This window comes from Pseudonocardia sp. ZF1 (assembly GCF_056835605.1).
In genome coordinates, this window is sequence record NZ_JAJNBY010000001.1 from 343,779 (window position 1) to 365,030 (window position 21,252).

Genomic DNA, 21,252 nt, shown 5'->3' on the forward strand with positions numbered 1-21,252 from the left:
ATGGGTCAGTGCACATCAACCCTTACGGACGGGATCCGGTGCTCCTCGCCGCCGACCTGGTGAACGCGCCGCCGTCGTCGACCGGGGAGCTCGTCGCGCGCTGTCTCGCCGCCGGGGTGACGCGCGACTGGGACCCGGTCGGCGCCGACCTGCCGACGGTGCTCGACTTCCTGCGCCGGTGGGAGGCGGTCGTCGACGCCGAGCCGGGCGCGGAGCGGGCACGGCTGCTCAACGCCCTGCTCGCCGAGTCGACCGGGCCGCCACGCCTCACCGACCACGACGGCCACTGGCACCTGCACCACCGCGACGACGGTCTGGGCCTGGCCGGTGTGCTGCGCGCCCTGCTCGCGACCGGCACCGCCACCCACCTGGCGACCCGGGGGATGGACCGGCTCGGCCGGTGCTCCGCCGAGGGCTGCACCCGCGTCTACGCCGACGTCTCCCGCAACGGCAGGCAGCGGTACTGCAGCGCACGCTGCGGCAACACCGACGCGGTCCGTCGGCACCGCGGCAGGCAGCAGCCCGTCCGGGCCTGAGCCCCCGGTCCGGGGCCGTACGGCCCGCGCCCATACCCGAGCGGGGGGTCCGCGGGCGAGCCCGTGTGGTCTGGGTCATCGGTGACCGTCCAGATCCTGAAAACGGACGGCGCTCGCCGGTACTGTTCCGTTCCGACCAACGCCGCCGGTGCGTCACCTGCGCATTCCGGCGGTCGAAGAGAGAGCACCCGACGGCTCCCACCGCGGAGCCAGGATTGGAGGTCGGCGTGGCCCTCGTCGTGCAGAAGTACGGCGGTTCGTCGGTCGAGAACGCTGAGCGGATCAAGAAGGTCGCCGAGCGCATCGTCCGTACCCGCAAGGAGGGCCACGATGTCGTCGTCGTCGTGTCCGCCATGGGGGACACCACCGACGAGCTGACCGATCTCGCCGAGCAGATCTCCCCGAAGCCCCCGCTGCGGGAGATGGACATGCTGCTCACCTCCGGTGAGCGGATCTCGAACGCACTCGTCGCGATGGCGATCCACGCCCTCGGCGCGGAGGCCCGGTCGTTCACCGGCTCGCAGGCGGGCATGCTCACCACCTCGAAGCACGGTGACGCCCGCATCACCGAGGTGAACCCGTGGCGGCTGCGTGAGGCCCTGGACGAGGGGCACATCGTGCTCGTCGCCGGCTTCCAGGGCATGAGCGCGGACTCCCGCGACATCACCACGCTGGGCCGCGGCGGCTCGGACACCACCGCCGTCGCGCTCGCGGCCGCGCTGAACGCCGACGTCTGCGAGATCTACTCCGACGTCGACGGCGTCTACACCGCCGACCCGCGGATCGTCTCCAAGGCGAGCCTGCTCGAGACGGTGACCTACGAGGAGATGCTCGAGCTCGCCGCGTCCGGCGCCAAGGTGCTGCACCTGCGCGCCGTCGAGTACGCCCGCCGCTACGGCGTCCCGCTGCGGGTGCGCAGTTCCTACAACGACAAGCCGGGCACCCTGGTCTCCGGCTCGATCGAGGAGATCCCGTTGGAGAATCCGATCATCACCGGCGTTGCCCACGACCGGTCCGAGGGCAAGATCACCGTCACCGGGGTGCCGGACACCCCCGGCATGGCGGCGAAGATCTTCCGCACGGTCGCCGACGCGGAGATCAACATCGACATGGTGCTGCAGAACATCTCCAACGTGTCGGACAAGAAGACCGACATCACCTTCTCGCTGCCCCGCACCGACGGTGACACCGCCGTCGCGGCGCTGGAGCGCGCGAAGGGCGAGATCGGGTTCACCGAGCTGATCTACGACAACGACATCGGCAAGGTGTCCCTGGTCGGCGCGGGCATGCGCAACCACCCCGGCGTCACCGCGAAGTTCTGCGAGGCGCTCTCCGACGCCGGGATCAACATCGAGACCATGAACACCTCGGAGATCCGGATCTCGGTCATCTGCCGCTCCGACCAGCTCGACGACGCGGTGCAGGCGCTGCACGAGGCGTTCGAGCTCGGCGCCGAGGACGACGCGGTGGTCGCCGCCGGAACGGGCCGGTGAGCTGAGATGGCCATGGACAAGCCCGTTCTCGCGCTGGTCGGCGCGACCGGTGCCGTCGGCACCACCATGATCGAGATCATCGACTCCCGCGAGTCGGTGCCGTGGGGCGAGATCCGCCTGATCGCCTCGGCCCGCAGCGCCGGCAAGGTGCTGACGGTCCGCGGCCAGGACATCACCGTCCTGGAGCTGAAGCCCGAGGTCTTCGACGGCGTCGACATCGCGATGTTCGACGTGCCCGACGAGGTCTCCGCCGAGTGGGCGCCGATCGCCGCCTCCCGCGGCGCGATCGCCGTCGACAACTCCGGCGCGTTCCGGATGGACCCCGAGGTCCCGCTCGTCGTGCCGGAGGTCAACCCGGAGAAGGTGACCGAGCGGCCCAAGGGGATCATCGCCAACCCGAACTGCACGACGCTGTCGATGATGGCGGCGATGGGTGCGCTGCACCGCGAGTTCGGGCTCGAGGCGCTGGTCGTGTCGTCGTACCAGGCCGCGTCGGGTGCCGGCCAGCCCGGCATCGACCAGCTGCAGGCCGAGCTGTCCGCGGTCGCCGGCAAGGACCTCGGGAAGGCCGCCGGCGACGTCGCGGCCGTCCTGACCGAGGCCGGCATCCCGGTCGGCGGCGACTCGCCGTTCCCGGCTCCACTGGTGCTCAACGTCGTGCCGTGGGCCGGCTCCCTCAAGGACGACGGCTGGTCGTCGGAGGAGCTGAAGGTCCGCAACGAGTCCCGCAAGATCCTCGGGATCCCGGAGCTCAAGGTCTCCGCGACCTGCGTGCGCGTCCCGGTCGTCACCACGCACGCGCTGGCGATCCACGCGACCTTCTCCTCGGAGGTCCCGGTGGACGCCGCCCGCAAGGTTCTCGGCGCGCAGCCGACGATCGTCGTCAAGGACGACCCGGCCGCCGGCGAGTGGCCGACCCCGGCCGACGCCGTCGGTGGGGACCCGACCGTGGTGGGCCGGATCCGGCAGTCGCTGGACTTCCCGAACACCCTGGAGCTGTTCGTGTGCGGGGACAACCTGCGCAAGGGTGCCGCCCTGAACACCTACGAGGTGGCGGAGACGGTCGCCGCGGCCGGCTGACCTCCTCCGCACCGACGACGGCCGCCGTCCCGGAGCCCGGGGTGGCGGCTGTCGTCGTGTGCGGGCCCGGACGGGTTCGGCGGATCGTTTCGTGAGAAGTGCGATCAGGCGGTCTGTTCGTCCCCGGGTTCCCCAGGCTCGGCCCGGAACGGCTTCGTGCGTGCCTCACGGTCGTCCTCGGTCTCGAAATCCACCTGCCCGGGCAGGGTCGGAGTCGGTCCGGGGTCGGGAGGCGAGCGATCCGCGGCGGCTCGCAGGCGCCGGTCCCAGGCGCGCAACTCGATCTCCCACGTTGTGAGGTCGTCCTCCCACGTCTCGAGTTCCTGTTGCCGCGTGTACTGGGCCCGAGAGACGTCCCCGTTCCGGCGACGGGCGATCGAGATGCCATGCCAGGCTGTCCGCGTCGCATGGTCGTCGAGCAGGCCGATGATCACAGCTAATCCGAAGAGAACGAGAATCCCGACAACAAAGACGTTCCAGGTCGCCATGTCAGCCTCCTGTTCGGCGAGGATGCGAGGTATTACCGCCGGAGTGCGAGAGCAGCGAATGCACCTCTGATAGTGAGCGGTTGGATCTGATGGGTCAATTGGTAGAGTAAGTTTCACAATGTTTATCGCTGCGATTTCACTCCGCGCCTTCCGACATGAAGGGTCGTGCTGAAATTTCACGGCGCGCTTGCAGGATGTATGTTCATCGCAGCCTGGCCACTGTGTCCGAACGGGGGGTTGACCGAACATCCCCAGGTTCGGGCCACATTGCTGGGCTGCCGTCTTGCTGCCTACGAACAGGGGCTACGCTCCACACTTTGCGTCCGCGCGCGAAGGAGTTGACGGTGTCTGGCCCCTGCTCGAACCGTCCGCCAGAATACCGCAAGAGCTCGTATTCTGGGACGGAGAACTGTGTAGAAGTTGCAGTCGCAGCAAATGTTGTACGCCTGCGTGACAGCAAACGCGGCTCGCACGGTATTGCGCTAGTATTCACCTCGGACGAATGGTTGGCTTTTTTGAGTGGGGTTCGCGCGGGCGAGTTCGATTTGCCTGATGGCGGTGGCTGAGCCAGGTCGGCGGATTCTGCTTGAGGACTGGGACGACGCGTCGGGCCCGACTACAATCAGTACCCACGCCCTCGCCCTGTCGTGTCGGGAGCGTCGGGGGGGGGCGTCGGGTGGATCGGTCTGGGACGATCACAGCACTGTCGTACGGGAGTGTGGGTCCATGGTTCGCCGGTCGCCGGACTGGAGCTGATCTGACGAAATCCATCGGCTGGCATCCGCTTGAGGTGGGGCGTGGCACGCGCTCATTCCCCCGTGAGTGGTTCCGTGTCTGACGCGAATGGGCCGACCGCCAACCCCCCACTCTCTTCTGCCGGGCGGGTCAGCCCTTCGGCTGCGCGGCGACGGCTGGGCGTCGAGCTCCGTCGTTTGCGGGAGCGGACCGGTCTGCGCCTGTCGGATGTCGGCCAACGTTTGCAACGGTCGCAGGCAACGGTGAGTCGCCTGGAGAACGGCACCACACCGGCTCGTGTCGTCGACATCGAGAAGCTGTTAGAGATCTATTCCGAATACGCCACCATTGACGCCTCCACTCGCGAGAGCCTGCTGTCGCTGCTGTCAGACAGCAGGCGTCAAGAGTGGTTCAGGCCGTATCGCGACGTGATCAACAGTGACATGACTGCTGAGCATGTGGGCACGTACATGGAGTACGAGAGCTTCGCGGCCGGCTTCGTGTCGTTCGAGCCGGACCTTGTCCCTGGTCTTCTGCAGACTCCGCAGTACGCCACCGCTGTCGTCGATGCCTTCTTTCCGGAGCGCGATCAGCAGGAGCGGGAACGCCTGGTGCAACTCCGGATGCTCCGCAAGAGGTATCTCGACAAAGCGCACCCCTTGGAGATCGACGTCGTGCTGGGTGAGATCGCTCTGCGTCGTCGCTTCGGATCCGCCGAGACGATGAAGGGGCAGCTGCAGGCGTTGGCCGATGAGATCACCGACGGTCGTAAGACCGTACGGGTTCGAGTCGTACCTGCCGCACTTGCCGTCCCGGCCGCGATCGGCGGGCCGTTCGTCGTTATGACCTTTCTCGACGATCGGGACCAGGACGTTGTCTATATCGAGGGTCGAGCGGGCTCGACCTACCTGCGCGACCCCGCAGACGTCGCCAGCTACCAGAGGCAGTTCGACGTCCTCGCTGGTTCGGCTCTGCATGACAGTCAAGCGGTCGCTCTCATCGAGGGCATCATCGCGAACGAGGGCTGACCAGCTCGGATGGCCTCTCAGTCGATCGCGTTCACCTCTCTGTGTGCGCGGGCTACGTTCCGTCGCACATCGTCACTACGAGGGGGCCGGCGCGGGTGACGGACCACCGTGACCTTGATCAGGTCGCTTTCCGGAAGAGTTCGTACTCCGGAACCGAGAACTGCGTCGAGGTGGCGATCGCCGCGGGAGCAGACATCGTGTTGCGGGACAGCAAGAGCCGAAGCGCCACGCTGATCTTCACGCCGGATGAGTGGACGGCGTTTCTTTCGGGGGTCAAGGCGGGAGAGTTCGACATTCCGGACTGACTGTTACGGCAGGCGCAGCGTCGCCACGATCGCGCGGTGGTCGGTGCCGGGCACCAGCCGCGTCCCGAAGGACTCGGCGGCGATCCCGCCGTTGTAGACGATGTGGTCGATCTGCGGCCCCAGCCACGACGGCGCCCAGGTCGGCCAGGTTCCGGCCAGCCCGTTGCCGGTCTGCGAGCCCGCGTCGCCGCAGCCCTGGATCGCGTTCCGGAAGACCGAGTGGTCGAGGCTCGCGTTGAAGTCGCCGGCGACGATCGCCGGGCTCGTCGCGGAGCACCACTTCGCGACGGTCTCCAGGTCCGAGCGCCACTGCCCGACCGAGCGCGGGACCGGCGCGACGGAGTGGAACGCGACGAAGCGCAGGTTCCCCAGGCCGCCGCCGGTGATCTCGATGTAGTCGAAGCGGACGTCCTTGCCGATCCGGGTGCGGACGTCGCCGAGCCGGTCCGACCAGGCCACGGTGTTGCCGGTGACGTCGCGGTCCCAGCGGTCGACGCTGGACGCCGTCCGGTAGCCCAGCGGCTCCAGCAGCGGCGCGATCTCGCTCTCGTAGCGGCCGCCCGCCTCCGGGATCGAGACGACGTCGGGGTTCTCCGCGGCGACGAGCGCGGCGAGGGAGTCGGCGTCGGCGTTGCCCTCGTAGACGTTGAGCGCCAGCACCTTCAGCGGGGTGCCGCCGGTGGGCGCGGGGTCGGCCACGGTGCGCGGGAGCACCATCGCCGCGCCGACCAGCGCGACCAGCGCGAGGACGACCGGCACCGGCCAGAACCGGCGGGCGGCCAGGGTGATCAGCAGGCCGACCACCACCAGCACGCCGAGCGCGGCGACCATCAACGGCCGGAAGGCGATGACCTGCGCGAACGGGGAGTGGGCGTCGAGACCGACGAGGTCGGGCAGCGTCGCGAGCGCGGCGGCGGCACCGAGGAACAGCGCGAACCCCCAGCGCACCCGACCTCCCCGACGACGGGGCCGCCCACTCGGGATGGGCTGGGTCTCGGAGTCGGGGTGGGGCGGTGCGCTCACTCGATCCAGTCTGCCCGAGGGGCACACCTGCCCGCCGCATCCGGACGGTGCCCTGCGCCGATCGTCTGTGGGCGCTCTCAGTGTCCGACTTGCGCGACCGCTCGTCGACCGCTCGCACGTCGAGATGCAGCTCAGGGCTCCGGCGGAGCGATTCGGACGACCCCGAGGTGCATCTCGGCGGCAGCGGGATCGCCGAGATGCAGCCCAGCGGGCCTGGAAGATCCACGAATCCCGCTGAGGTGCATCTCGGTGACACCGACGGCCGTGCGGCCCCGGCCGGTCAGGCCCGGACGCGCAGCAGCGGCGCCGCCACCCCGGCGGCGACGACCGCGACCGACCCACAGGCCAGCATCGCCACGCCGGGTGAGGCGGTGTCGACCAGCACCCCCGCCAGCGGGGTCGCGATGGCGATGCCGAGCGTCGTCGCGGAGCCCTGCAGGCCGGTGACCAGGCCGCGCACCCGGTCCGGGGCGAGGTCGCCGATCGCGGCACTGCCCGCCGCGAGCGTCGACGCGGTCGCCAGACCCGCGGGGAGCAGCAGGAACAGCAGGCTCCACCACGACCAGGCCAGCGCCGCCGGGAGCGTCGCCAGCCCGAGCGCGGCGAGCAGCAGCGGCAGCGGCAGGCTGCGGCGGGCGCTGCCGTAGAGGAACCCGCCGACCAGCGACGCCAGGCACCACACGGCGTTGACCAGCGCGATCGCCCACGCCTGCCCGGAGGAGGTGAGGGCGGCGATGAACGCGAACTCGGTGCCCATGATCGCGATCACCGCGGCGGTCACCGCCAGCAGCGCGCCGACCAGCGGTCGGGTCAGCCAGCTGCGCAGCGGGGGGCGGGGGCCGGTGCGGGCGGCCCCGTCGCCGTCGGCACGGACCGGTGGGTCGAGCCGCCACAGCGCGATCCCGGCCAGGACGAACCCGGCGCCGATTACGCGCATCGTCGTCGCCGAGCCCAGCCACACCGTCAGCAGCGACCCGACGGCGGGCCCGGTCATGTAGGAGATCTCGACGGTCATCGAGTCCAGCGCGAAGGCGGGGCGGCGTCGTCCGGCCGGGACGGCGGCCGCGATGACCTGCCGGACCAGCGAGAACACCGGGAGGGTCAGGATGCCGGCGACGAAGGCGGCGCCGAGCAGACCGGCGTAACCCAGCAGCGGCGCCACCGACCAGAACAGCAGGCCCGCGGTCATCGTCAGCGCCAGGACCGGCCGCAGCCCGTGCCGGTCGACCATCGTGCCGAGCAGCGGGGCGCCGATCGCCATCCCGGTCGGGACCGCGGCGGCGACCAGCCCGGCGGCGCCGAAGCCGTGGCCGAGCGTGGTGACGGTGTGCAGGGTCAGGGTGACGCCGACGGCCGTCGCGGGGATGCGGGCGGCCATGCCGATCGCGGTGATCGCACCGACCCCGGGCAGGCGCAGCACGTCGGCGAACGCACCCGGGCCGGCGCGGGGTGCGGTGGCGGCGGTGTCGGGCACGACCCCATCCTGACCCGCGCCCGTCGTCGTCGCGCACCGGTTTCGGGTTTCGGCCGGGACCCCACGGGAAGTCCTTGGGGACCGAACACCGCCGACCGCGACGCGGCCGCGCAGCCGCGGGAGCGTCCCGGTCGACCCGGCGGGGCGCCGCCCGCCCCACCCACCACGCGTACGAGGAGGCTCGGCCGTGACCACGTCGCACCAGCCCAAGCCCACCACCACGGACTCCGGCAGCCCGGTCGCCAGCGACGAGCACTCGCTGACGATCGGCCCCGACGGCCCGCTCCTGCTCAACGACCACTACCTCATCGAGCAGATGGCGAACTTCAACCGGGAGCGCATCCCGGAGCGTCAGCCGCACGCGAAGGGCGGTGGGGCGTTCGCGCGGTTCGAGACCACCGAGGACGTCTCGCAGTACACCAAGGCCGCGTTCCTCCAGCCGGGCGTCGAGTCCCGTGGCGTGATCCGGTTCTCGACCGTCGCCGGTGAGCGCGGCAGCCCCGACACCTGGCGCGACCCGCGCGGCTTCTCGCTGAAGCTGTGGACGACCGAGGGCAACTGGGACATGGTCGGCAACAACACGCCGGTCTTCTTCGTCCGCGACCCCATGAAGTTCCAGCACTTCATCCGCAGCCAGAAGCGGCGCGTCGCGAACAACCTGCGCGACCACGACATGCAGTGGGACTTCTGGACGCTGTCGCCGGAGTCGGCGCACCAGGTCACCTGGCTCATGGGCGACCGGGGCATCCCGAAGACCTGGCGGCAGATGAACGGCTACTCCAGCCACACCTACAGCTGGATCAACGAGGCCGGCGAGATGGTCTGGGTGAAGTACCACTTCAAGTCCGACCAGGGCGTGGAGTGCCTGACCCAGGACGAGGCCGACACCCTCGCAGGCTCGGACCCCGACTACCACCAGGCCGACCTCTACAACGAGATCGAGGCGGGCAACCACCCGTCCTGGACGCTGTACGTGCAGGTCATGCCGTTCGCCGACGCCAAGACCTACCGGTACAACCCGTTCGACCTGACCAAGGTGTGGCCGCACAGCGACTACCCGCTGATCAAGGTCGGGAAGCTGACGCTGGACCGGAACGTCGAGGACTACCACGCCGAGATGGAGCAGGCCGCGTTCGAGCCGAACAACCTGGTGCCCGGCACCGGGCTGTCGCCGGACAAGATGCTGCTCGCCCGCGGGTTCTCCTACGCCGACGCCCACCGCGCCCGGCTCGGGGTCAACTACAAGCAGATCCCGGTCAACGCGCCCCGCAGCGAGGTGAACAACTACCAGAAGGACGGCGCCATGCGGATCACGAACACCCGTGACCCGATCTACGCGCCCAACTCCTACGGCGGCCCGGCGGCCGACCCGAAGCGCGTCTCCGAGGCCCTCTGGTACGCCGACGGCGACATGGTCCGCAGCGCGTACTCCCTGCGCGAGTCCGACGACGACTGGGGCCAGGCCGGGATCATGGTCCGCGAGGTCTTCGACGACGCCGCCCGCGAGCGCTTCGTCGGCAACGTCGCCGGGCACCTGCTCGACGGCGTGACCGAGCCCGTGCTGCAGCGCGCCTTCGAGTACTGGCGCAACGTCGACAAGAACATCGGCGACCGGATCGAGCAGGCCGTCCGCAACGGCGGCTGACTGCTCCGCGCACCGACCGACGGCCCCGGGGACACCCCCGGGGCCGTCGTGCGTCCTAGGCTCGGGGTGTGGAGATCTGGCACAACCCGCGCTGCTCGAAGAGCCGCGCCGCCCTCGCGCTGCTGACCGACCGCGGCGTCGAACCGACGGTGCGGCGCTACCTCGACGACCCGCCGACCCGCGCCGAGCTGGAGCGGGCCCTGGCCGCGCTCGGCACCGAGGACCCGCTCGCGATCACCCGCACCGGCGAGCCCGCGTTCCGCGGGCAGGGCCTCGCCGGCGCCGACCGGGACACCCTGCTCGACGCGCTGGCCGCCGAGCCGAAGCTCATCGAGCGGCCCGTGGTGATCGACGGTGACCGGGCCGTCGTCGGCCGGCCGCCGGAGAACGTGCTGGGCCTGCTCGGCGACTAGCCCAGAGCCCGCCGCACGAAATCGACCTCGGTCGCGATCAGGTCCAGCTGGTCGGACACCACCAGCGAGCCGTGCCCGGCGTCGAACCGGCTGACCTCGTAGGTCACGTCCCCGCGTCCGGCCAGCGCGTCCAGGTAGTTGTCGATCTGCCGGATCGGGCAGCGCGGGTCGTTCTCCCCGGCCAGCACCAGGACCGGCACGCGGACCTCGTCGACGTAGGTCAGTGGCGAGGCCTCCCGGTAGAGGTCGGGCAGCTCGTCGGGGGAGCCGCCGAACAGCGCCCGGTCGAACGCGCGCAGCTGCTCCATCTCGTCGGCGTAGGCGGCGGCGTAGTCGGCCACCGGCACCCCGGCGACGGCCGCGGCCCACCGCTGCGGCTGCGTCCCGGCGGCGAGCAGCGACAGGTACCCGCCCCAGGACCAGCCGTCGACGACGCAGCGGGCCGGGTCGACGGCGCCGTCGGCGACCAGCGCGTCCTGGACGGCGGCGACGTCCTCCAGCTCGGTCAGCCCCGGCCTGCCCTCGATCGCGTCCCGCCAGGCCGAGCCGTAGCCGGTGGAGCCGCGGTAGTTGACCTCGACGACGGTGAACCCGGCCTCCACCCAGGTGGCGCGGCCGGCGTCGAAACGGTCCTCGTCGGCGGCGTGCGGGCCGCCGTGCAGCACGAACACCGCGGGGGCCGAGCCGTCGGCGGTGCGCGGCGCCTCGGCGACGAGGCTGTGCACGGCGCCGCCGGGTCCGTCGGTCCACACGTCGCGCACGGCGACCGAGCCGGGCGGGCGCTCCCCGGGCGGGGCGACCAGGACGTCGTCGGTGCCGTCCGGGCGCAGCGCCCGGATCTGCGACGGGGTGGCCGCCGACGACGCGGAGTACTCGACGGTGCCGTCGTCGCGGACCTCGGCGGACCCGACGCAGCCGGGCGCGGTGGGCAGCTCGGTCAGCTCGCCGGAGGCCAGGACATAGCGGAACAGCCGGGTGCGGGCGGCGTGGGTGTGCGCGAGGAGCAGCGCGGAGGCGTCCGGGACGAACCCGCCGACCAGCTCGCCGGGCAGGTCGACCGCGAGCTCGGTGACCTCACCGGTGGTCGGGTCCCAGACCAGCAGCTCGTCGCGGCCGCGGCGCTCGTGGCCGACGAGCAGCCGCTGGTCGCCCGCGACGGGGGAGAACTCCAGCGCGGCGAGGCCGCGGCCGGGCCCGTCGTGCAGCTCGGCGACGGTGTCCCCGGTGGCGACGTCGAGCACCCGCAGCGACGGGTGGCGGGAGTCGCCGTGCTCGGAGTGCGAGATCGCCAGCAGCGTCTCGTCCTCCGACAGCGCGCCGACGCCCGCGTCCTCGGTGTGCCGGTAGATCTCCCGGGCGTCGGTGCCGGAGCCGCGCTCGTGCACCGACAGGACCGTGCCGTCGTCGGTGGACACCCCGATCGCGGTGATCCGGCGGCCGATCTCCAGGCCCGCCGGGTAGCCGTCGCCGGCGCCGGGGACGGCGGGCACGGTGTCGGTGCCCGCCGCGGAGGACCACGGCTGGGCGACCCAGTGGCCGAACTCGTCGCCGTCGGTGTCGGCGAACCACCAGACGTGCCCGCCGTCCGGCGGCAGCACGGCCGAGGTGGTGCCGTTGCGCCGGTCGGTGACCTGGCGGTGCTCCCCGGAGTCGCGGTCCCAGGCGTGGATCTCGAAGGTCCCGGTCGCGTTGGACACGTAGACCGAGCGGGCCGGTGCGTCGCGGGCCCAGCCGGGACGCGACATGCGCACCGCGGTGAACCGGGACCGCCAGCGCTGCTCGCGCTCGTCGTCGAAGAGCGTCGGGGGAACGGGTGCGCTGGGGTGCGGGCTCACGCCCCGATCGTGCCGAACGCCACGAACGGGTGCACCGGGCGGGGTCGTCGGACGCGCATCCGGCAGCATGGAGGTATGCGGAGACCGGCCCGGCTGCTGCTCGCCGGGGTGCTCGTCCTCTCCCCGGCCGCTGCGGGCTGCGGTGCGGCCGGATCGACCGCCGGCACCGTCGTGAGTGGTCCGACGGTCACCGCCAGGGCCGACTCGCAGGGCCTCACCGCGGTCCGGTTCGACCACTCCGCGACGCATCCGGAGCCCGCCGTCCCGACGGTGCGGGTGCGCCGCGGGACGACGGTGGTGCTCACCGTCGGCAGCGACGTCGCGCGCCGGGTGCTGGTCCCGGAGCAGGGCCGTGCCCTCGACGTCAGCGCCGGGGGCACGGTCACCCTGCGCTTCCTCGCGCTGGGGACGTTCACCGTGCGGGTGGCCGAGCCCGGTGCGGTCCGCGGCGGGACGATCATCGGCCGGGTCGAGCCCTGGCACTGACCCGCCGGGGGATCAGGCGAAGGCGTCGGCCCGGTCGGCGATGGCGCGCAGCCCCTCGGCGATGTCCACACCGGACGGCGCGGTGCCGGGGTCGAGCATCCACTGGACCATGAGCCCGGTGAGCAGCGCCTGGTAGACGGAGCCGAGGACGTGCACGCGGCGGTCCGCGGCGGCCGGGTCGTCGGGCAGCGTGTGGAAGGTCAGGGCCAGGCCCTCACGGACCTCCCGCTGGGCCTCGGCGAGCTTCGCGCGCAGCTCCGGCAGCCGCTCGGCCTGGGCGAGCGCCTCGACGTGGGTGGCCCACAGGCGTCGCTGGGTGGAGAACAGGCCGACCACCCGGCTCCAGGTCTCCTCGACCCGGCGCTGCGGGTCGGTGGTCCCTCCCGCGGGCTCGGCGAGCGCCCGGTCGAGCTCCTCGCCCCAGGCCGTCGTCGCCCGCAGCAGGGCCTCGGTGAGCAGGGCGTCCTTGGAACCGAAGTGGTAGCCGATGGAGGCCAGGTTCGTCCCCGACGCGGCGACCACGTCCCGTGCGGTCGTGCGGCCGAACCCCTTCTCGTAGAGGCACTGCGCGGCCCCGTCCAGAAGCTCCTCGCGGTGTCCCATGATCGCGGAACCTATCGGGTCGTCACGGACGTCCGTACACCGGCCGTTCACCCGGTCTGCCACTGTCGTGCAACGCTTGCGTGACGCCGGTCACGACGGGTAAGGACTGTCGTGGCGGTGCCCCCGACGGAGCGGGCGCCGGAGCGACGAGGAGTCACCGTGAGCAGACTGCGATTCGGCACCTTCCTGGCCCCGTTCCACCAGCCCGGGCAGAACCCCACCCTCGCGCTGCAGCGCGACCTGGAGCTCGTCGAACACCTCGACCGGCTCGGCTTCGACGAGGCGTGGATCGGCGAGCACCGCTCCGCGGGCTCGGAGATCATCGCCTCGCCCGAGATCTTCATCGCCGCGGCGGCTGAGCGGACCCGGAAGATCAAGCTCGGGACCGGCGTCACCTCCATCAGCTAACCACAACCCGCTGTGGGTGGCCGACCGCATGGTGATGCTCGACCACCTCACCCGCGGCCGCACGATGCTCGGCTGCGGGCCCGGCTCGCTGCCCACCGACTCGTCGATGATCGGCCTGAACCCCACCGACACCCGTGAGCTCCTCGAGGTGAACCTCGACATCATCATGCGGCTGCTGCGCGGCGAGGTCGTGAACGCCGAGACCAGGACCCACAACCTGATCGACGCCCAGCTGCAGCTCGCGCCCTACAGCGACCCGTGCTTCGACATCGCGGTCGCCGCCGTCGCGTCCCCGACCGGGCCGCGGATGGCGGGGCAGCACGGCATCGGCCTGCTGTCCACCGGCGCCACCCTCACCCAGGACGGCTTCGACGCGCTGGCCCACCACTGGAGCGTCGTCGAGGAGCGCGCCGCCCACCACGGGCAGCCCGCGCCCGACCGCAGCAAGTGGCGCCTGGTCGGACTCATGCACGTCGCCGAGACCCGGGAACAGGCCTACCGCGAGGTCGAGTACGGCATCGAGCACTGGTTCCGCTACTTCCAGAAGGTCGCGGCGTTCCCGCAGATGGCGGTCGAGGGCGGCGACGTCAAGGAGATGATCGACTTCATCAACGACGCCGGGATCGGCGCGATCGGCACCGTCGAGGACGCGAAGGCGCAGGTGCAGAAGCTCGTCGACCAGTCCGGCGGGTTCGGCGCGATGCTGCTGCTCGGCCACGAGTGGGCCAACCCCGAGGCGACGAAGCGCTCCTGGGAGCTCATCGCCCAGTACGTCGTGCCCGAGTTCCAGGGACAGGCCGCGGGCACCCTGGCGGCCAAGGACCGGGCCAGCTCCACGCGCGAGAAGCACGCCCAGAGCCAGCTCGACGCCGTCGACACCATGACCAAGCGCTACGAGCAGGAGAAGGCGGGCGGCTGACGGGCTCCGGCGCGGCGGCTACCGGCCGCCGCGTCGCGAGCGCCCCGCGCCCGCGACCCACAACGTCAGCAGCACCGCACCGGACGGCGCGGAGAAGACCAGGAACCACCACGGGCTCAGGTCGGTCAGCAACGCCAGCACCGAGGTCCCGGCCGCGGCCGCGGCGGTGATGCACAGCCAGATGATCGTCAGGACCCGCATCGCGACGCCCCCGGCCGTCGCGGAGAACAGCACGCCGTCGCGGCGGGAGGGGGCCGAGGAGGCGGGCAGGTCCCGGGTCACCCGGCCCAGGTCGCCGCGGGTGCGCATCCGCCAGACCTCGGTCACGCGCTCGTCGTACTCGGCGAGATCGAGGTAGCCCTCGGCGTGGGCGGCGCGCAGCCGGTCGGCGACGGCCTGGCGTTCGGCGTCGGAGATACGGATCTGCTCGGGTCCCACCACCTCGTCCACCTCCTCGATGATGCCTGTGGGTGCCCGGTCCGTGCCAGGATGACCGCTGTGGCGGCGAGGGCGCGGTCCCGGCGCGGGCGCGGGCGCCGTCGTCCGGCCGGAGACGCGCCGGTGCCCGGCGGGACCCCCGCCGGGCACCGGGTCACGTGGGTCGGCTCACTCGCACGCGACGCCGTCGCCGTCGCGGTCGAGGGCCGAGCGGTAGCCCGGGTCGCCGCTGCTCAGCGGGGCAGCTCCGGCGGCGCGGGCCGCGGCGCAGTTCGTGTAGTAGGCCGAGCCGCCGCCGGACGAGCCGGAGGACGACGAGCCGGAGGAGACCAGGGGCTGCGGCGCGGCCGGGACGTAGGGCCGGTCGACGTCGGTGTCGGCGACCAGCGGCGCGGCCGGCGGGGCGGACTCGGTGACCGGGGCGCTCTGCGGCACCACGACCGGAGCGGGCGGGACCGGCGGGGCGGCGGCCTCGCCGATCGTGATCGGGTCACCGGCGGAGGCGAGCGCCGCGGGGCCGGGCAGCTGGGTGGTGACGGTCCCGGCGGCGACCCCGGCGACCGAGCCGGTCGACGGGCCGAGGACGACCTGGGTGAATCCGGCGGCACGGAGCGTGTCCCGCGCCTGCACGTCGGTCATCCCGACGACGTTGGGCACCGTCAGCAGCACCGGTGCCGCCGGGGCGGCGGGAGCGGCCGGGGCCGCCGCGAGCGGACGCACCGGAGCGGTGGCCGCGCCCACGATCCCGAGGACGGTCATGAGCACACAGAGCGCGGTGGCCGTCCAGCCGAGCACGATGCCGACCGTCGAGCGGCCCGGCGTCGACGCCCCGCCGGTCCGGAAACGGGCGCGGCCGGCGTGCGACAGAAGCGCGGCGGGCACCGTGACCAGCAGGCCGAGCACCGGCACGAACCCGACCACCATCCCCAGCACCGAGAGCCAGAAGCCGGCAGTGGGGGGGGTGTTCCCGCGGGTCGCCGGGACCGGCTCGGCGACGGTCGTCCAGGGCTGGGTGGCGGTCATGACTGGTCCCCTCGTGGTGGCCCGACCGGAGCTGCTCCCGCTCCGACGAACGGCCTGTCGAGGGGCGTGACGCGGCCATTACCGCCCGTCATCAGGGTTGATGACTAGGGAGTGAGCACGAGCTTCCCGACCGCGGAGCGCTCGGCGTACGCGCGGGTCGCGGTCGCCGCGTCGGCCAGCGGCAGGGTCCGCGGGCGGGCCGGGTGCAGCTCCCCGGCGCCGATCCGGCGCAGCACGTCCTCGGCCAGGTCCCGCGACGCGGCGGGGTCGGTGCGCGACCAGTCGCCCCAGTCGACGCCGACGACGGTCCGGTTCCGCAGCAGCACGACGTTCGCGGGCAGTCTCGGGATCGCACCGGAGGTGAAGCCCAGCACGCAGAACCGGCCGCCGGTGCCCAGCGCCCGCAGCGCGGCCTCCGCGGCGTCGCCGCCGACCGGGTCGATCACGACGTCCGCGCCCCCGCCGGTGTGCTCGCGGATCGTGTCCTTGAGGGCGTCGTAGCCGACGGCGGTCTCGGCTCCGGCGGCGAGCGCGGCCGCGCGCTTGTCCGGTGTGGACGCGACGGCGAGCACCCGCGCCCCGGCGGCGCGGGCGTGGTCGACCGCGGCCTGCCCGATCCCCCCGCTGGCCCCGAGCACGACGACCCACTCGCCCGGGCGGACGGTGACCCGGTCCCGGAAGGCGAAGGCGATCGTCCCGTGGCTCTCCATCGAGCTGGCCGCGACGCCCGCGTCGACCCCGCCGGGCACCGGGACCAGGCGATCCTCCGGGACGACGACGTGGCTGGCGAACCCGCCGAAGCTCGTGAGCAGGGCGGCGACCCGCCTGCCGTCCGGGGTGGTCCCGGCGACCGCGGTGCCGGGTGTGAACGGCAGCGGCGGTCGTAGCTGGTAGCCGCCGCGGGCGATCAGCCCGTCGACGAAGCTGACCGCGGCGGCCTCGACGGCCACGAGCACCTCACCCGGTCCCGGCCCCGGGTCCGGCTCCTCCACCAGCTCGAACCGCTCCGGATCGGCGAACTCCCGGCAGAGCACCCGTCGCACCACGCCTCCTCGCGTCGCCCACTGCGTCCGTGGGCGAGCCTCGCACGCGGGTGCCCGGCGGTGATCGTCGGAGTGGCCGCGGTCATGACCGGGCCGGGCAGGCCTCCCGCAGCACGTCCCGGACGCTGCGCGGGGCGCGCCCGATGATCCGGCGCACCGCGTCGCTCGTACGGGCCTGGGCCCCGGTGGCGATGAGCCCGTCGAGTCCGGCGAGCACGTCGGCGTAGTCGGCAGGCATGCCGTCGGCGACGAGCCGCTCGGCCATCGCGGCCACGCCCACCGGGCGGTGCCGGGCCGGCCGCCCGGTGACCTCGGTCCAGATCGCGCACACGTCGTCGTAGGACAGCGCCTCGGGACCGGTGACCACCACGTCCGGCTCCGGCGGTGCCGGGTCGAGCAGCAGTGCGACGGCGACGGCGGCGATGTCCCCCGCGTCGACGAACGGGACCCGGCCGTCCCCGGTCGCGGTCACGACCTCACCGGCACGCAGCCCGCGTGCGGTGAGGTGGTCACCGAGCAGGTTCTGGGCGAACCACGAAGGTCGCAGGAGCGACGGTTCCGGGACCGTGCCCAGGACGACGTCCTGCACCGCGCCCAGCCCGGGCGTGCCGCGCTCGACGGCGGCCGCGCTCAGGAGCACCACCCGGCGCAGACCGCGCCGGACCGCCCGCTCCAGAGCGGGGGCGACCACGGGGGCCGGGTCGGGGGTGGCGAGCGGCGGGAGCAGGTACAGGCTCTCGACGCCCTCGAACGCGGCGTCGTGGGTCGCCGGTTCCAGCCAGTCGAACCCCGGCGAGGTGGACCGGGCGGCCCGGCGTACGTCGGCCCCGGCGGACTCCAGCAGCGCGGCGACCCGCCGCCCGGTGGTGCCGGTGGCCCCGGTGACCAGGACCGTCATCGGGTGGCCTCCGCCAGCCCCGTTCGGCCGAGCACCTGCTGGACCTCCAGCGGGCTCCAGTGGTCGCGGTAGCCGGTGATGCCGTCCGGGCCGACGGTCACGACCGCGACGTAGTGCAGGGCGTAGTCCGCCCCGGTCGCGACGACCGTGCCGCGCACGCCGAACTCCACGACGACGGTGTCCGGGTCGCCGGTCGTGTGCCGCACCTCGTCGACGACGGCGGTGGGCAGCAGCAGGTCGTTGTACCCGGCCACGTAGTCGGCGACGGCGTCGCGCCCGGTGAGCGCGCGCGGCGAGCCGGGCGCGGCGAACGGGAAGGTCATCGTGCCGTCGGGGGCCCAGAGCGCGGCGAAGCCCGCCATGTCGTGGGCCAGCACCCGGTCCAGGGCCGCGTCCACGGCGGCGTGGGCGCGCCGGCGTCGGGCGTCGTCGTCCATCGGTCTCTCCGTTGCGTCGATACGGTTCCGTCCCGACGACTATGGACGAGACGGTACCGTCCCGTCCAGTCGCTATGCTGTGGATGTGTCCACTCCGCGCCGTGCCCCGTCCGGAGCCGCCGTCCTGCGGCCCGAGCTGACCGAGGCCGTCGTCGACGCCGTGCTGGCCGAGCTCGCCGAGGTCGGCCACGGCCGGCTGTCGATGCAGCGGGTGGCGGCGCGCGCCGGGGTCGGCAAGAGTGCGCTGTACCGGCGCTGGCCCGGCAAGGACGAGATGGTCATGGACGTCGTCGGCCGGTTCGGGGTCCCGGCCGAGCCGCCGCCGGACACGGGCACGCTCGTCGGGGACCTGCATGCGCTCGTCGTCGGGATGCGGGACTGGCTCGACCACCCCCGGCTGGCGTCGATCGTGCCGGACCTGCTCGCCGAGTCACGCCGGTCGCCGCGGCTGGCCGAGGCGTTCCGGGAGCGGCTGTCCGGGCCGCGCCGGGACCGGTCACGGGAGGTGCTCGCCCGGGCCGTCGCGCGGGGGGAGATCACGCCGGAGCAGGCCGGCGGGGTCGAGGCGGAGCTCGTCGTTGACCTGCTCGGCAGCGTGCCGTTCTGGCGCGTGGCCGTGCACGGCGGCCCGATCGACGACGAGGGTGCGGCGGCCCTCGCCCGGCTCGTCGCACGGGGGATGACCGCGCCGCACCGAGTCGGCCGACGGCCTTCGTGATCCACTGTCGCCCGGGGTCCGGCCTTCCTCCCGCCGGGCCCGCCGAGGGAGGAGCATGGTGGGCGTGTCGTCCGACCGCACGGGCCCCGGGGCCGCGGACGACCTCCGGTCCGACGGCCGCAGTACGCGCTGGGACGCGCACCGCGCGCGCCGTCGGGAGCAGGTGGTCGACGCGGCGCTGATCGTTCTGGGCCGGGACGGGCAGGACTTCGGCCTGGACCAGGTCGCGCAGGCGGCCGGCGTCACCAAGCCGGTGATCTACCGGCACTTCGGCGACCGGGCCGCACTGCTCGACGCGATGGCCGAACGGGCCACCGACCGCCTCATGGAGCGGCTGATGCCCGCCATCTACCGGGAGAGCCCGGCGTGGACGCGGATCCACGACTCGGTGGACGCGGTCCTGGGCTTCCTCGACGACTCGCCGGGTGTCGACCTGCTGTTCCGCCGACGCCTGCCCGGGCAGCGGGGCGAGGTCGTCGACGCGGGCCGGGAGTTCATCGCCTCCGCGCTGACCGGCCTGCTCGGCGCCTACGCCCTGATGCTCGACGTCGACGAGCCCGACCTCGTCCGGGTGTGGTCGCAGTCGCTCGTCGGCGCGGTGCAGGCGACCGCGGAGTGGTGGCTGCGCGGCCGGGCGACCGGTGACGTCCCGGGGCGGGACGTCGTCGCGACCCACCTGACGGACCTGATCTGGGCGCAGATCGAGGGGCTGGCCCGGCGGCACGGGGTCACGGTGAGTCCCGAATCGCCACTCCCTGTGCGCGTCGAGCCGAAATAGGCGTTACCCTGCGTATAGGGTACCGTCGCGAGCCGGTCGCCCCGGCAGGTCTCGGACCCTCGTGGCGACCGCCGGATGTATCTGCGCACGGGCCCCGTCGCCGGGGAACTCCGGGCGCGCAGTCGTGCGGAGGGGGAGCCATGTCCGAGGGGGCGAACGGCGGGGGTCGGCCGGGCCCGAGACCGGTGCCGGTCGACGATCTGGCGCCGGGCGGGCCGCGGGCGAAGGCCCAGGGCTGCCTGTGTTCGGTGCTGGCGAACGCGGCGTTCCGGGCCGGGGCCGAGAGCAGGCCCTGCATCGATCCGCGCTGCCCGATGCACGCCGACCCGTCCGAGGACTGATCCCGCCACGGTGGGGCGCCCCGGCGCCCCGCCCTTCCGGGCAGGGCGGGGTTCACCTCGGGGGATGTGTCCCCGCCCTGCCGCCTCCCATCCGCAGGAGACGATCGTGTTCGACCTGGAGCGCGTGACCGCAGAGCTGCACCGTGAGCTCGGCGCGGTCCGCGAGGAGCGCCCCGGTGTCCGGCATGCCGGGCTCGTCACCCAGCTGCGCCTGGCGGGGGAGGTCGGCGTCCGCGACGGCAGGACGACGATCCACGCCGAGTTCGACGCCCCGGCCCCCGCGCTGCGGATGCGCTCCGAGCTCGGGGCGCTGCACGGTCGCGGCGGGCTGCGGGCCGAGGTCGTGACCGGTGGCGGGGCGATCCTGCGCTACCAGGTGCGGGTGACGGCGCCGGGGACCGACCTGGCCCGGGCGACGGGTCTGGTCGACCGGACCGGACGGCCGGTGCTCGGGCTGCCACCCGCCGTCGTCGCGGCGGGGCCCGCCGTGGCCGCCGGGGTGTGGCGCGGGGCGCTGATCGCTCGCGGCCGGGTCGTGCGACCGGCCGGGCGGGTCCGCCTGGTCGTCACCTGCCCGGGGCCGGCCGTCGTGCTCGCACTGGTCGGGGCGGCGCGCGGGCTCGGGGTGCTGGCCGCACCGCAGGAGACGGTGAGCGAGCACCGCGTCGTCGTGCGGGACCCGGAGAGCGCCGAAGCGCTGCTGCGCAGTGTCGGCGCGCCGGGCGTGGCCGAGGTGCTGAGCCGGGTCCCGGTCGCCCCGCGGGGTGCGACCACCGCGGACGGGTCGCTGCAGACGGTGAACGCCCGCCGGGCGGCGACGGCCGCCGCCGCGACGACCGAGCGGGTCCGGATGGCGCTGCGCGCGCTCGGCGACGACGTCGCCCCGCACCTGCGGGAGACCGCGCTGCTGCGTCTGGAGCACCCGTCGCTGTCGCTGGCGGAGCTCGGCCGTCTCGCCGACCCGCCGCTGACGAAGGACACCGTCGCCGGGCGGCTGCGCAGGCTGGTCCGGCTCTCCGGGGTCGCCGGACCCGACGACGACTGAGTCCCGCCGCCACGATCCGCCGCTGCGGCGTACTCGGGGTACGGTGTGGACTCAAGCATT

25 protein-coding genes are annotated in these 21,252 nt (G+C 73.0%); 15 read left to right on the top strand and 10 right to left on the bottom strand.

Annotated elements, in window-relative coordinates; translation table 11 throughout:
* Window positions 1-38: 38 nt before the first annotated feature.
* The 3 genes from ZF1_RS01765 (at window position 39) to ZF1_RS01775 (ending at window position 3,109) form a co-directional block, all read left to right on the top strand.
* Window positions 39-536 (top strand): CGNR zinc finger domain-containing protein, encoded by a 498-nt coding sequence (locus ZF1_RS01765; protein ID WP_476653449.1) that lies wholly within the window; start codon window positions 39-41, stop codon window positions 534-536.
* 227 nt (window positions 537-763) lie between these two features.
* Window positions 764-2,029, top strand: coding sequence for an aspartate kinase (locus ZF1_RS01770; RefSeq protein ID WP_073575765.1), 1,266 nt, complete (start codon window positions 764-766; stop codon window positions 2,027-2,029).
* A gap of 6 nt (window positions 2,030-2,035) precedes the next feature.
* Complete coding sequence (locus ZF1_RS01775; protein ID WP_100879319.1) at window positions 2,036-3,109, top strand: aspartate-semialdehyde dehydrogenase; 1,074 nt, start codon at window positions 2,036-2,038, stop codon at window positions 3,107-3,109.
* Between the two features lie 104 nt (window positions 3,110-3,213).
* Here ZF1_RS01775 and ZF1_RS01780 read toward each other — a convergent pair whose 3' ends face one another.
* A complete protein-coding gene (locus ZF1_RS01780) occupies window positions 3,214-3,597 on the bottom strand; it encodes a hypothetical protein (RefSeq protein WP_482636342.1) in 384 nt (127 codons plus the stop codon).
* Window positions 3,598-3,791: 194 nt separating this feature from the next.
* On the opposite strand from ZF1_RS01780, the gene ZF1_RS01785 reads away from it, so the two are divergent.
* From ZF1_RS01785 to ZF1_RS01795, 3 genes are all read left to right on the top strand, one after another.
* Entirely contained in the window at window positions 3,792-4,163 is a 372-nt protein-coding gene (locus ZF1_RS01785) for a DUF397 domain-containing protein (RefSeq protein ID WP_482638665.1), read from the top strand.
* A gap of 252 nt (window positions 4,164-4,415) precedes the next feature.
* Entirely contained in the window at window positions 4,416-5,360 is a 945-nt protein-coding gene (locus ZF1_RS01790) for a helix-turn-helix domain-containing protein (RefSeq protein ID WP_482636343.1), read from the top strand.
* Window positions 5,361-5,455: 95 nt separating this feature from the next.
* Entirely contained in the window at window positions 5,456-5,665 is a 210-nt protein-coding gene (locus ZF1_RS01795) for a DUF397 domain-containing protein (RefSeq protein ID WP_476653453.1), read from the top strand.
* Between the two features lie 3 nt (window positions 5,666-5,668).
* Here ZF1_RS01795 and ZF1_RS01800 read toward each other — a convergent pair whose 3' ends face one another.
* Both ZF1_RS01800 and ZF1_RS01805 read right to left on the bottom strand, forming a co-directional pair.
* The gene (locus ZF1_RS01800; RefSeq protein ID WP_482636344.1) at window positions 5,669-6,613 is read right to left on the bottom strand and encodes an endonuclease/exonuclease/phosphatase family protein; all 945 of its coding nucleotides are present in this window, start codon (window positions 6,611-6,613) and stop codon (window positions 5,669-5,671) included.
* A gap of 355 nt (window positions 6,614-6,968) precedes the next feature.
* The gene (locus ZF1_RS01805; RefSeq protein ID WP_476653456.1) at window positions 6,969-8,162 is read right to left on the bottom strand and encodes an MFS transporter; all 1,194 of its coding nucleotides are present in this window, start codon (window positions 8,160-8,162) and stop codon (window positions 6,969-6,971) included.
* A gap of 187 nt (window positions 8,163-8,349) precedes the next feature.
* Here ZF1_RS01805 and ZF1_RS01810 point away from each other — a divergent pair, with 187 nt between their 5' ends.
* Both ZF1_RS01810 and arsC read left to right on the top strand, forming a co-directional pair.
* Complete coding sequence (locus tag ZF1_RS01810) at window positions 8,350-9,807, top strand: catalase (protein ID WP_482636345.1); 1,458 nt, start codon at window positions 8,350-8,352, stop codon at window positions 9,805-9,807.
* 68 nt (window positions 9,808-9,875) lie between these two features.
* Window positions 9,876-10,220, top strand: coding sequence for an arsenate reductase (glutaredoxin) (arsC, locus tag ZF1_RS01815; RefSeq protein WP_100879322.1), 345 nt, complete (start codon window positions 9,876-9,878; stop codon window positions 10,218-10,220).
* Here the strand turns inward: arsC and ZF1_RS01820 are convergent.
* Window positions 10,217-12,055: a prolyl oligopeptidase family serine peptidase gene (locus ZF1_RS01820; RefSeq protein ID WP_482636346.1), complete on the bottom strand. Its 1,839-nt coding sequence runs from the start codon at window positions 12,053-12,055 to the stop codon at window positions 10,217-10,219. The genes arsC and ZF1_RS01820 overlap by 4 nt on opposite strands.
* Window positions 12,056-12,130: 75 nt before the next feature.
* Here ZF1_RS01820 and ZF1_RS01825 point away from each other — a divergent pair, with 75 nt between their 5' ends.
* Window positions 12,131-12,541, top strand: a complete 411-nt coding sequence (locus ZF1_RS01825) for a hypothetical protein (protein WP_405420191.1) — start codon at window positions 12,131-12,133, stop codon at window positions 12,539-12,541.
* Between the two features lie 12 nt (window positions 12,542-12,553).
* Here the strand turns inward: ZF1_RS01825 and ZF1_RS01830 are convergent, their stop codons facing one another.
* Window positions 12,554-13,144 (bottom strand): TetR/AcrR family transcriptional regulator, encoded by a 591-nt coding sequence (locus ZF1_RS01830; protein ID WP_073575772.1) that lies wholly within the window; start codon window positions 13,142-13,144, stop codon window positions 12,554-12,556.
* Window positions 13,145-13,303: 159 nt separating this feature from the next.
* Between ZF1_RS01830 and ZF1_RS01835 the strand changes: the two genes are divergently transcribed.
* Together ZF1_RS01835 and ZF1_RS01840 are read left to right on the top strand one after the other, a co-directional pair.
* Window positions 13,304-13,552, top strand: coding sequence for an LLM class flavin-dependent oxidoreductase (locus ZF1_RS01835; protein WP_482636347.1), 249 nt, complete (start codon window positions 13,304-13,306; stop codon window positions 13,550-13,552).
* Between the two features lie 16 nt (window positions 13,553-13,568).
* Entirely contained in the window at window positions 13,569-14,471 is a 903-nt protein-coding gene (locus tag ZF1_RS01840; RefSeq protein WP_482636348.1) for an LLM class flavin-dependent oxidoreductase, read from the top strand.
* Window positions 14,472-14,489: 18 nt separating this feature from the next.
* Here the strand turns inward: ZF1_RS01840 and ZF1_RS01845 are convergent, their stop codons facing one another.
* The 5 genes from ZF1_RS01845 to ZF1_RS01865 all read right to left on the bottom strand — a co-directional run bounded on the left by ZF1_RS01845 (window position 14,490) and on the right by ZF1_RS01865 (window position 18,310).
* Complete coding sequence (locus tag ZF1_RS01845) at window positions 14,490-14,921, bottom strand: DUF1707 SHOCT-like domain-containing protein (protein ID WP_251783101.1); 432 nt, start codon at window positions 14,919-14,921, stop codon at window positions 14,490-14,492.
* Between the two features lie 156 nt (window positions 14,922-15,077).
* The gene (locus ZF1_RS01850; protein WP_482636349.1) at window positions 15,078-15,932 is read right to left on the bottom strand and encodes an excalibur calcium-binding domain-containing protein; all 855 of its coding nucleotides are present in this window, start codon (window positions 15,930-15,932) and stop codon (window positions 15,078-15,080) included.
* Between the two features lie 104 nt (window positions 15,933-16,036).
* Window positions 16,037-16,975, bottom strand: a complete 939-nt coding sequence (locus tag ZF1_RS01855) for an NADPH:quinone oxidoreductase family protein (protein WP_482636350.1) — start codon at window positions 16,973-16,975, stop codon at window positions 16,037-16,039.
* Window positions 16,976-17,057: 82 nt separating this feature from the next.
* The gene (locus ZF1_RS01860; protein ID WP_482636351.1) at window positions 17,058-17,873 is read right to left on the bottom strand and encodes a Rossmann-fold NAD(P)-binding domain-containing protein; all 816 of its coding nucleotides are present in this window, start codon (window positions 17,871-17,873) and stop codon (window positions 17,058-17,060) included.
* Entirely contained in the window at window positions 17,870-18,310 is a 441-nt protein-coding gene (locus ZF1_RS01865) for a nuclear transport factor 2 family protein (protein WP_062399596.1), read from the bottom strand. The genes ZF1_RS01860 and ZF1_RS01865 overlap by 4 nt, the downstream gene beginning before the upstream one ends.
* Before the next feature lie 85 nt (window positions 18,311-18,395).
* Here ZF1_RS01865 and ZF1_RS01870 point away from each other — a divergent pair, with 85 nt between their 5' ends.
* From ZF1_RS01870 to whiA, 4 genes are all read left to right on the top strand, one after another.
* Window positions 18,396-19,028 carry a TetR/AcrR family transcriptional regulator gene (locus tag ZF1_RS01870; protein ID WP_346106413.1) on the top strand — a complete coding sequence of 211 codons (633 nt, stop codon included), beginning with the start codon at window positions 18,396-18,398 and terminating at the stop codon, window positions 19,026-19,028.
* Between the two features lie 64 nt (window positions 19,029-19,092).
* Entirely contained in the window at window positions 19,093-19,806 is a 714-nt protein-coding gene (locus tag ZF1_RS01875; RefSeq protein WP_208823387.1) for a TetR family transcriptional regulator, read from the top strand.
* 185 nt (window positions 19,807-19,991) lie between these two features.
* Window positions 19,992-20,147 (top strand): hypothetical protein, encoded by a 156-nt coding sequence (locus tag ZF1_RS01880; RefSeq protein WP_226354787.1) that lies wholly within the window; start codon window positions 19,992-19,994, stop codon window positions 20,145-20,147.
* Between the two features lie 106 nt (window positions 20,148-20,253).
* Window positions 20,254-21,192: a DNA-binding protein WhiA gene (gene whiA, locus ZF1_RS01885; protein WP_346106416.1), complete on the top strand. Its 939-nt coding sequence runs from the start codon at window positions 20,254-20,256 to the stop codon at window positions 21,190-21,192.
* Window positions 21,193-21,252 lie beyond the last annotated feature (60 nt).

Coding starts and splice junctions, on each gene's coding strand:
- ZF1_RS01775 (WP_100879319.1), top strand. CDS start 2,036: ATGGCCATGGACAAGCCCGTTCTCGCGCTGGTCGGCGCGACCGGTGCC.
- ZF1_RS01780 (WP_482636342.1), bottom strand. CDS start 3,597: ATGGCGACCTGGAACGTCTTTGTTGTCGGGATTCTCGTTCTCTTCGGA.
- ZF1_RS01785 (WP_482638665.1), top strand. CDS start 3,792: ATGTATGTTCATCGCAGCCTGGCCACTGTGTCCGAACGGGGGGTTGAC.
- ZF1_RS01825 (WP_405420191.1), top strand. CDS start 12,131: ATGCGGAGACCGGCCCGGCTGCTGCTCGCCGGGGTGCTCGTCCTCTCC.
- ZF1_RS01830 (WP_073575772.1), bottom strand. CDS start 13,144: ATGGGACACCGCGAGGAGCTTCTGGACGGGGCCGCGCAGTGCCTCTAC.
- ZF1_RS01850 (WP_482636349.1), bottom strand. CDS start 15,932: ATGACCGCCACCCAGCCCTGGACGACCGTCGCCGAGCCGGTCCCGGCG.
- ZF1_RS01860 (WP_482636351.1), bottom strand. CDS start 17,873: ATGACGGTCCTGGTCACCGGGGCCACCGGCACCACCGGGCGGCGGGTC.
- ZF1_RS01865 (WP_062399596.1), bottom strand. CDS start 18,310: ATGGACGACGACGCCCGACGCCGGCGCGCCCACGCCGCCGTGGACGCG.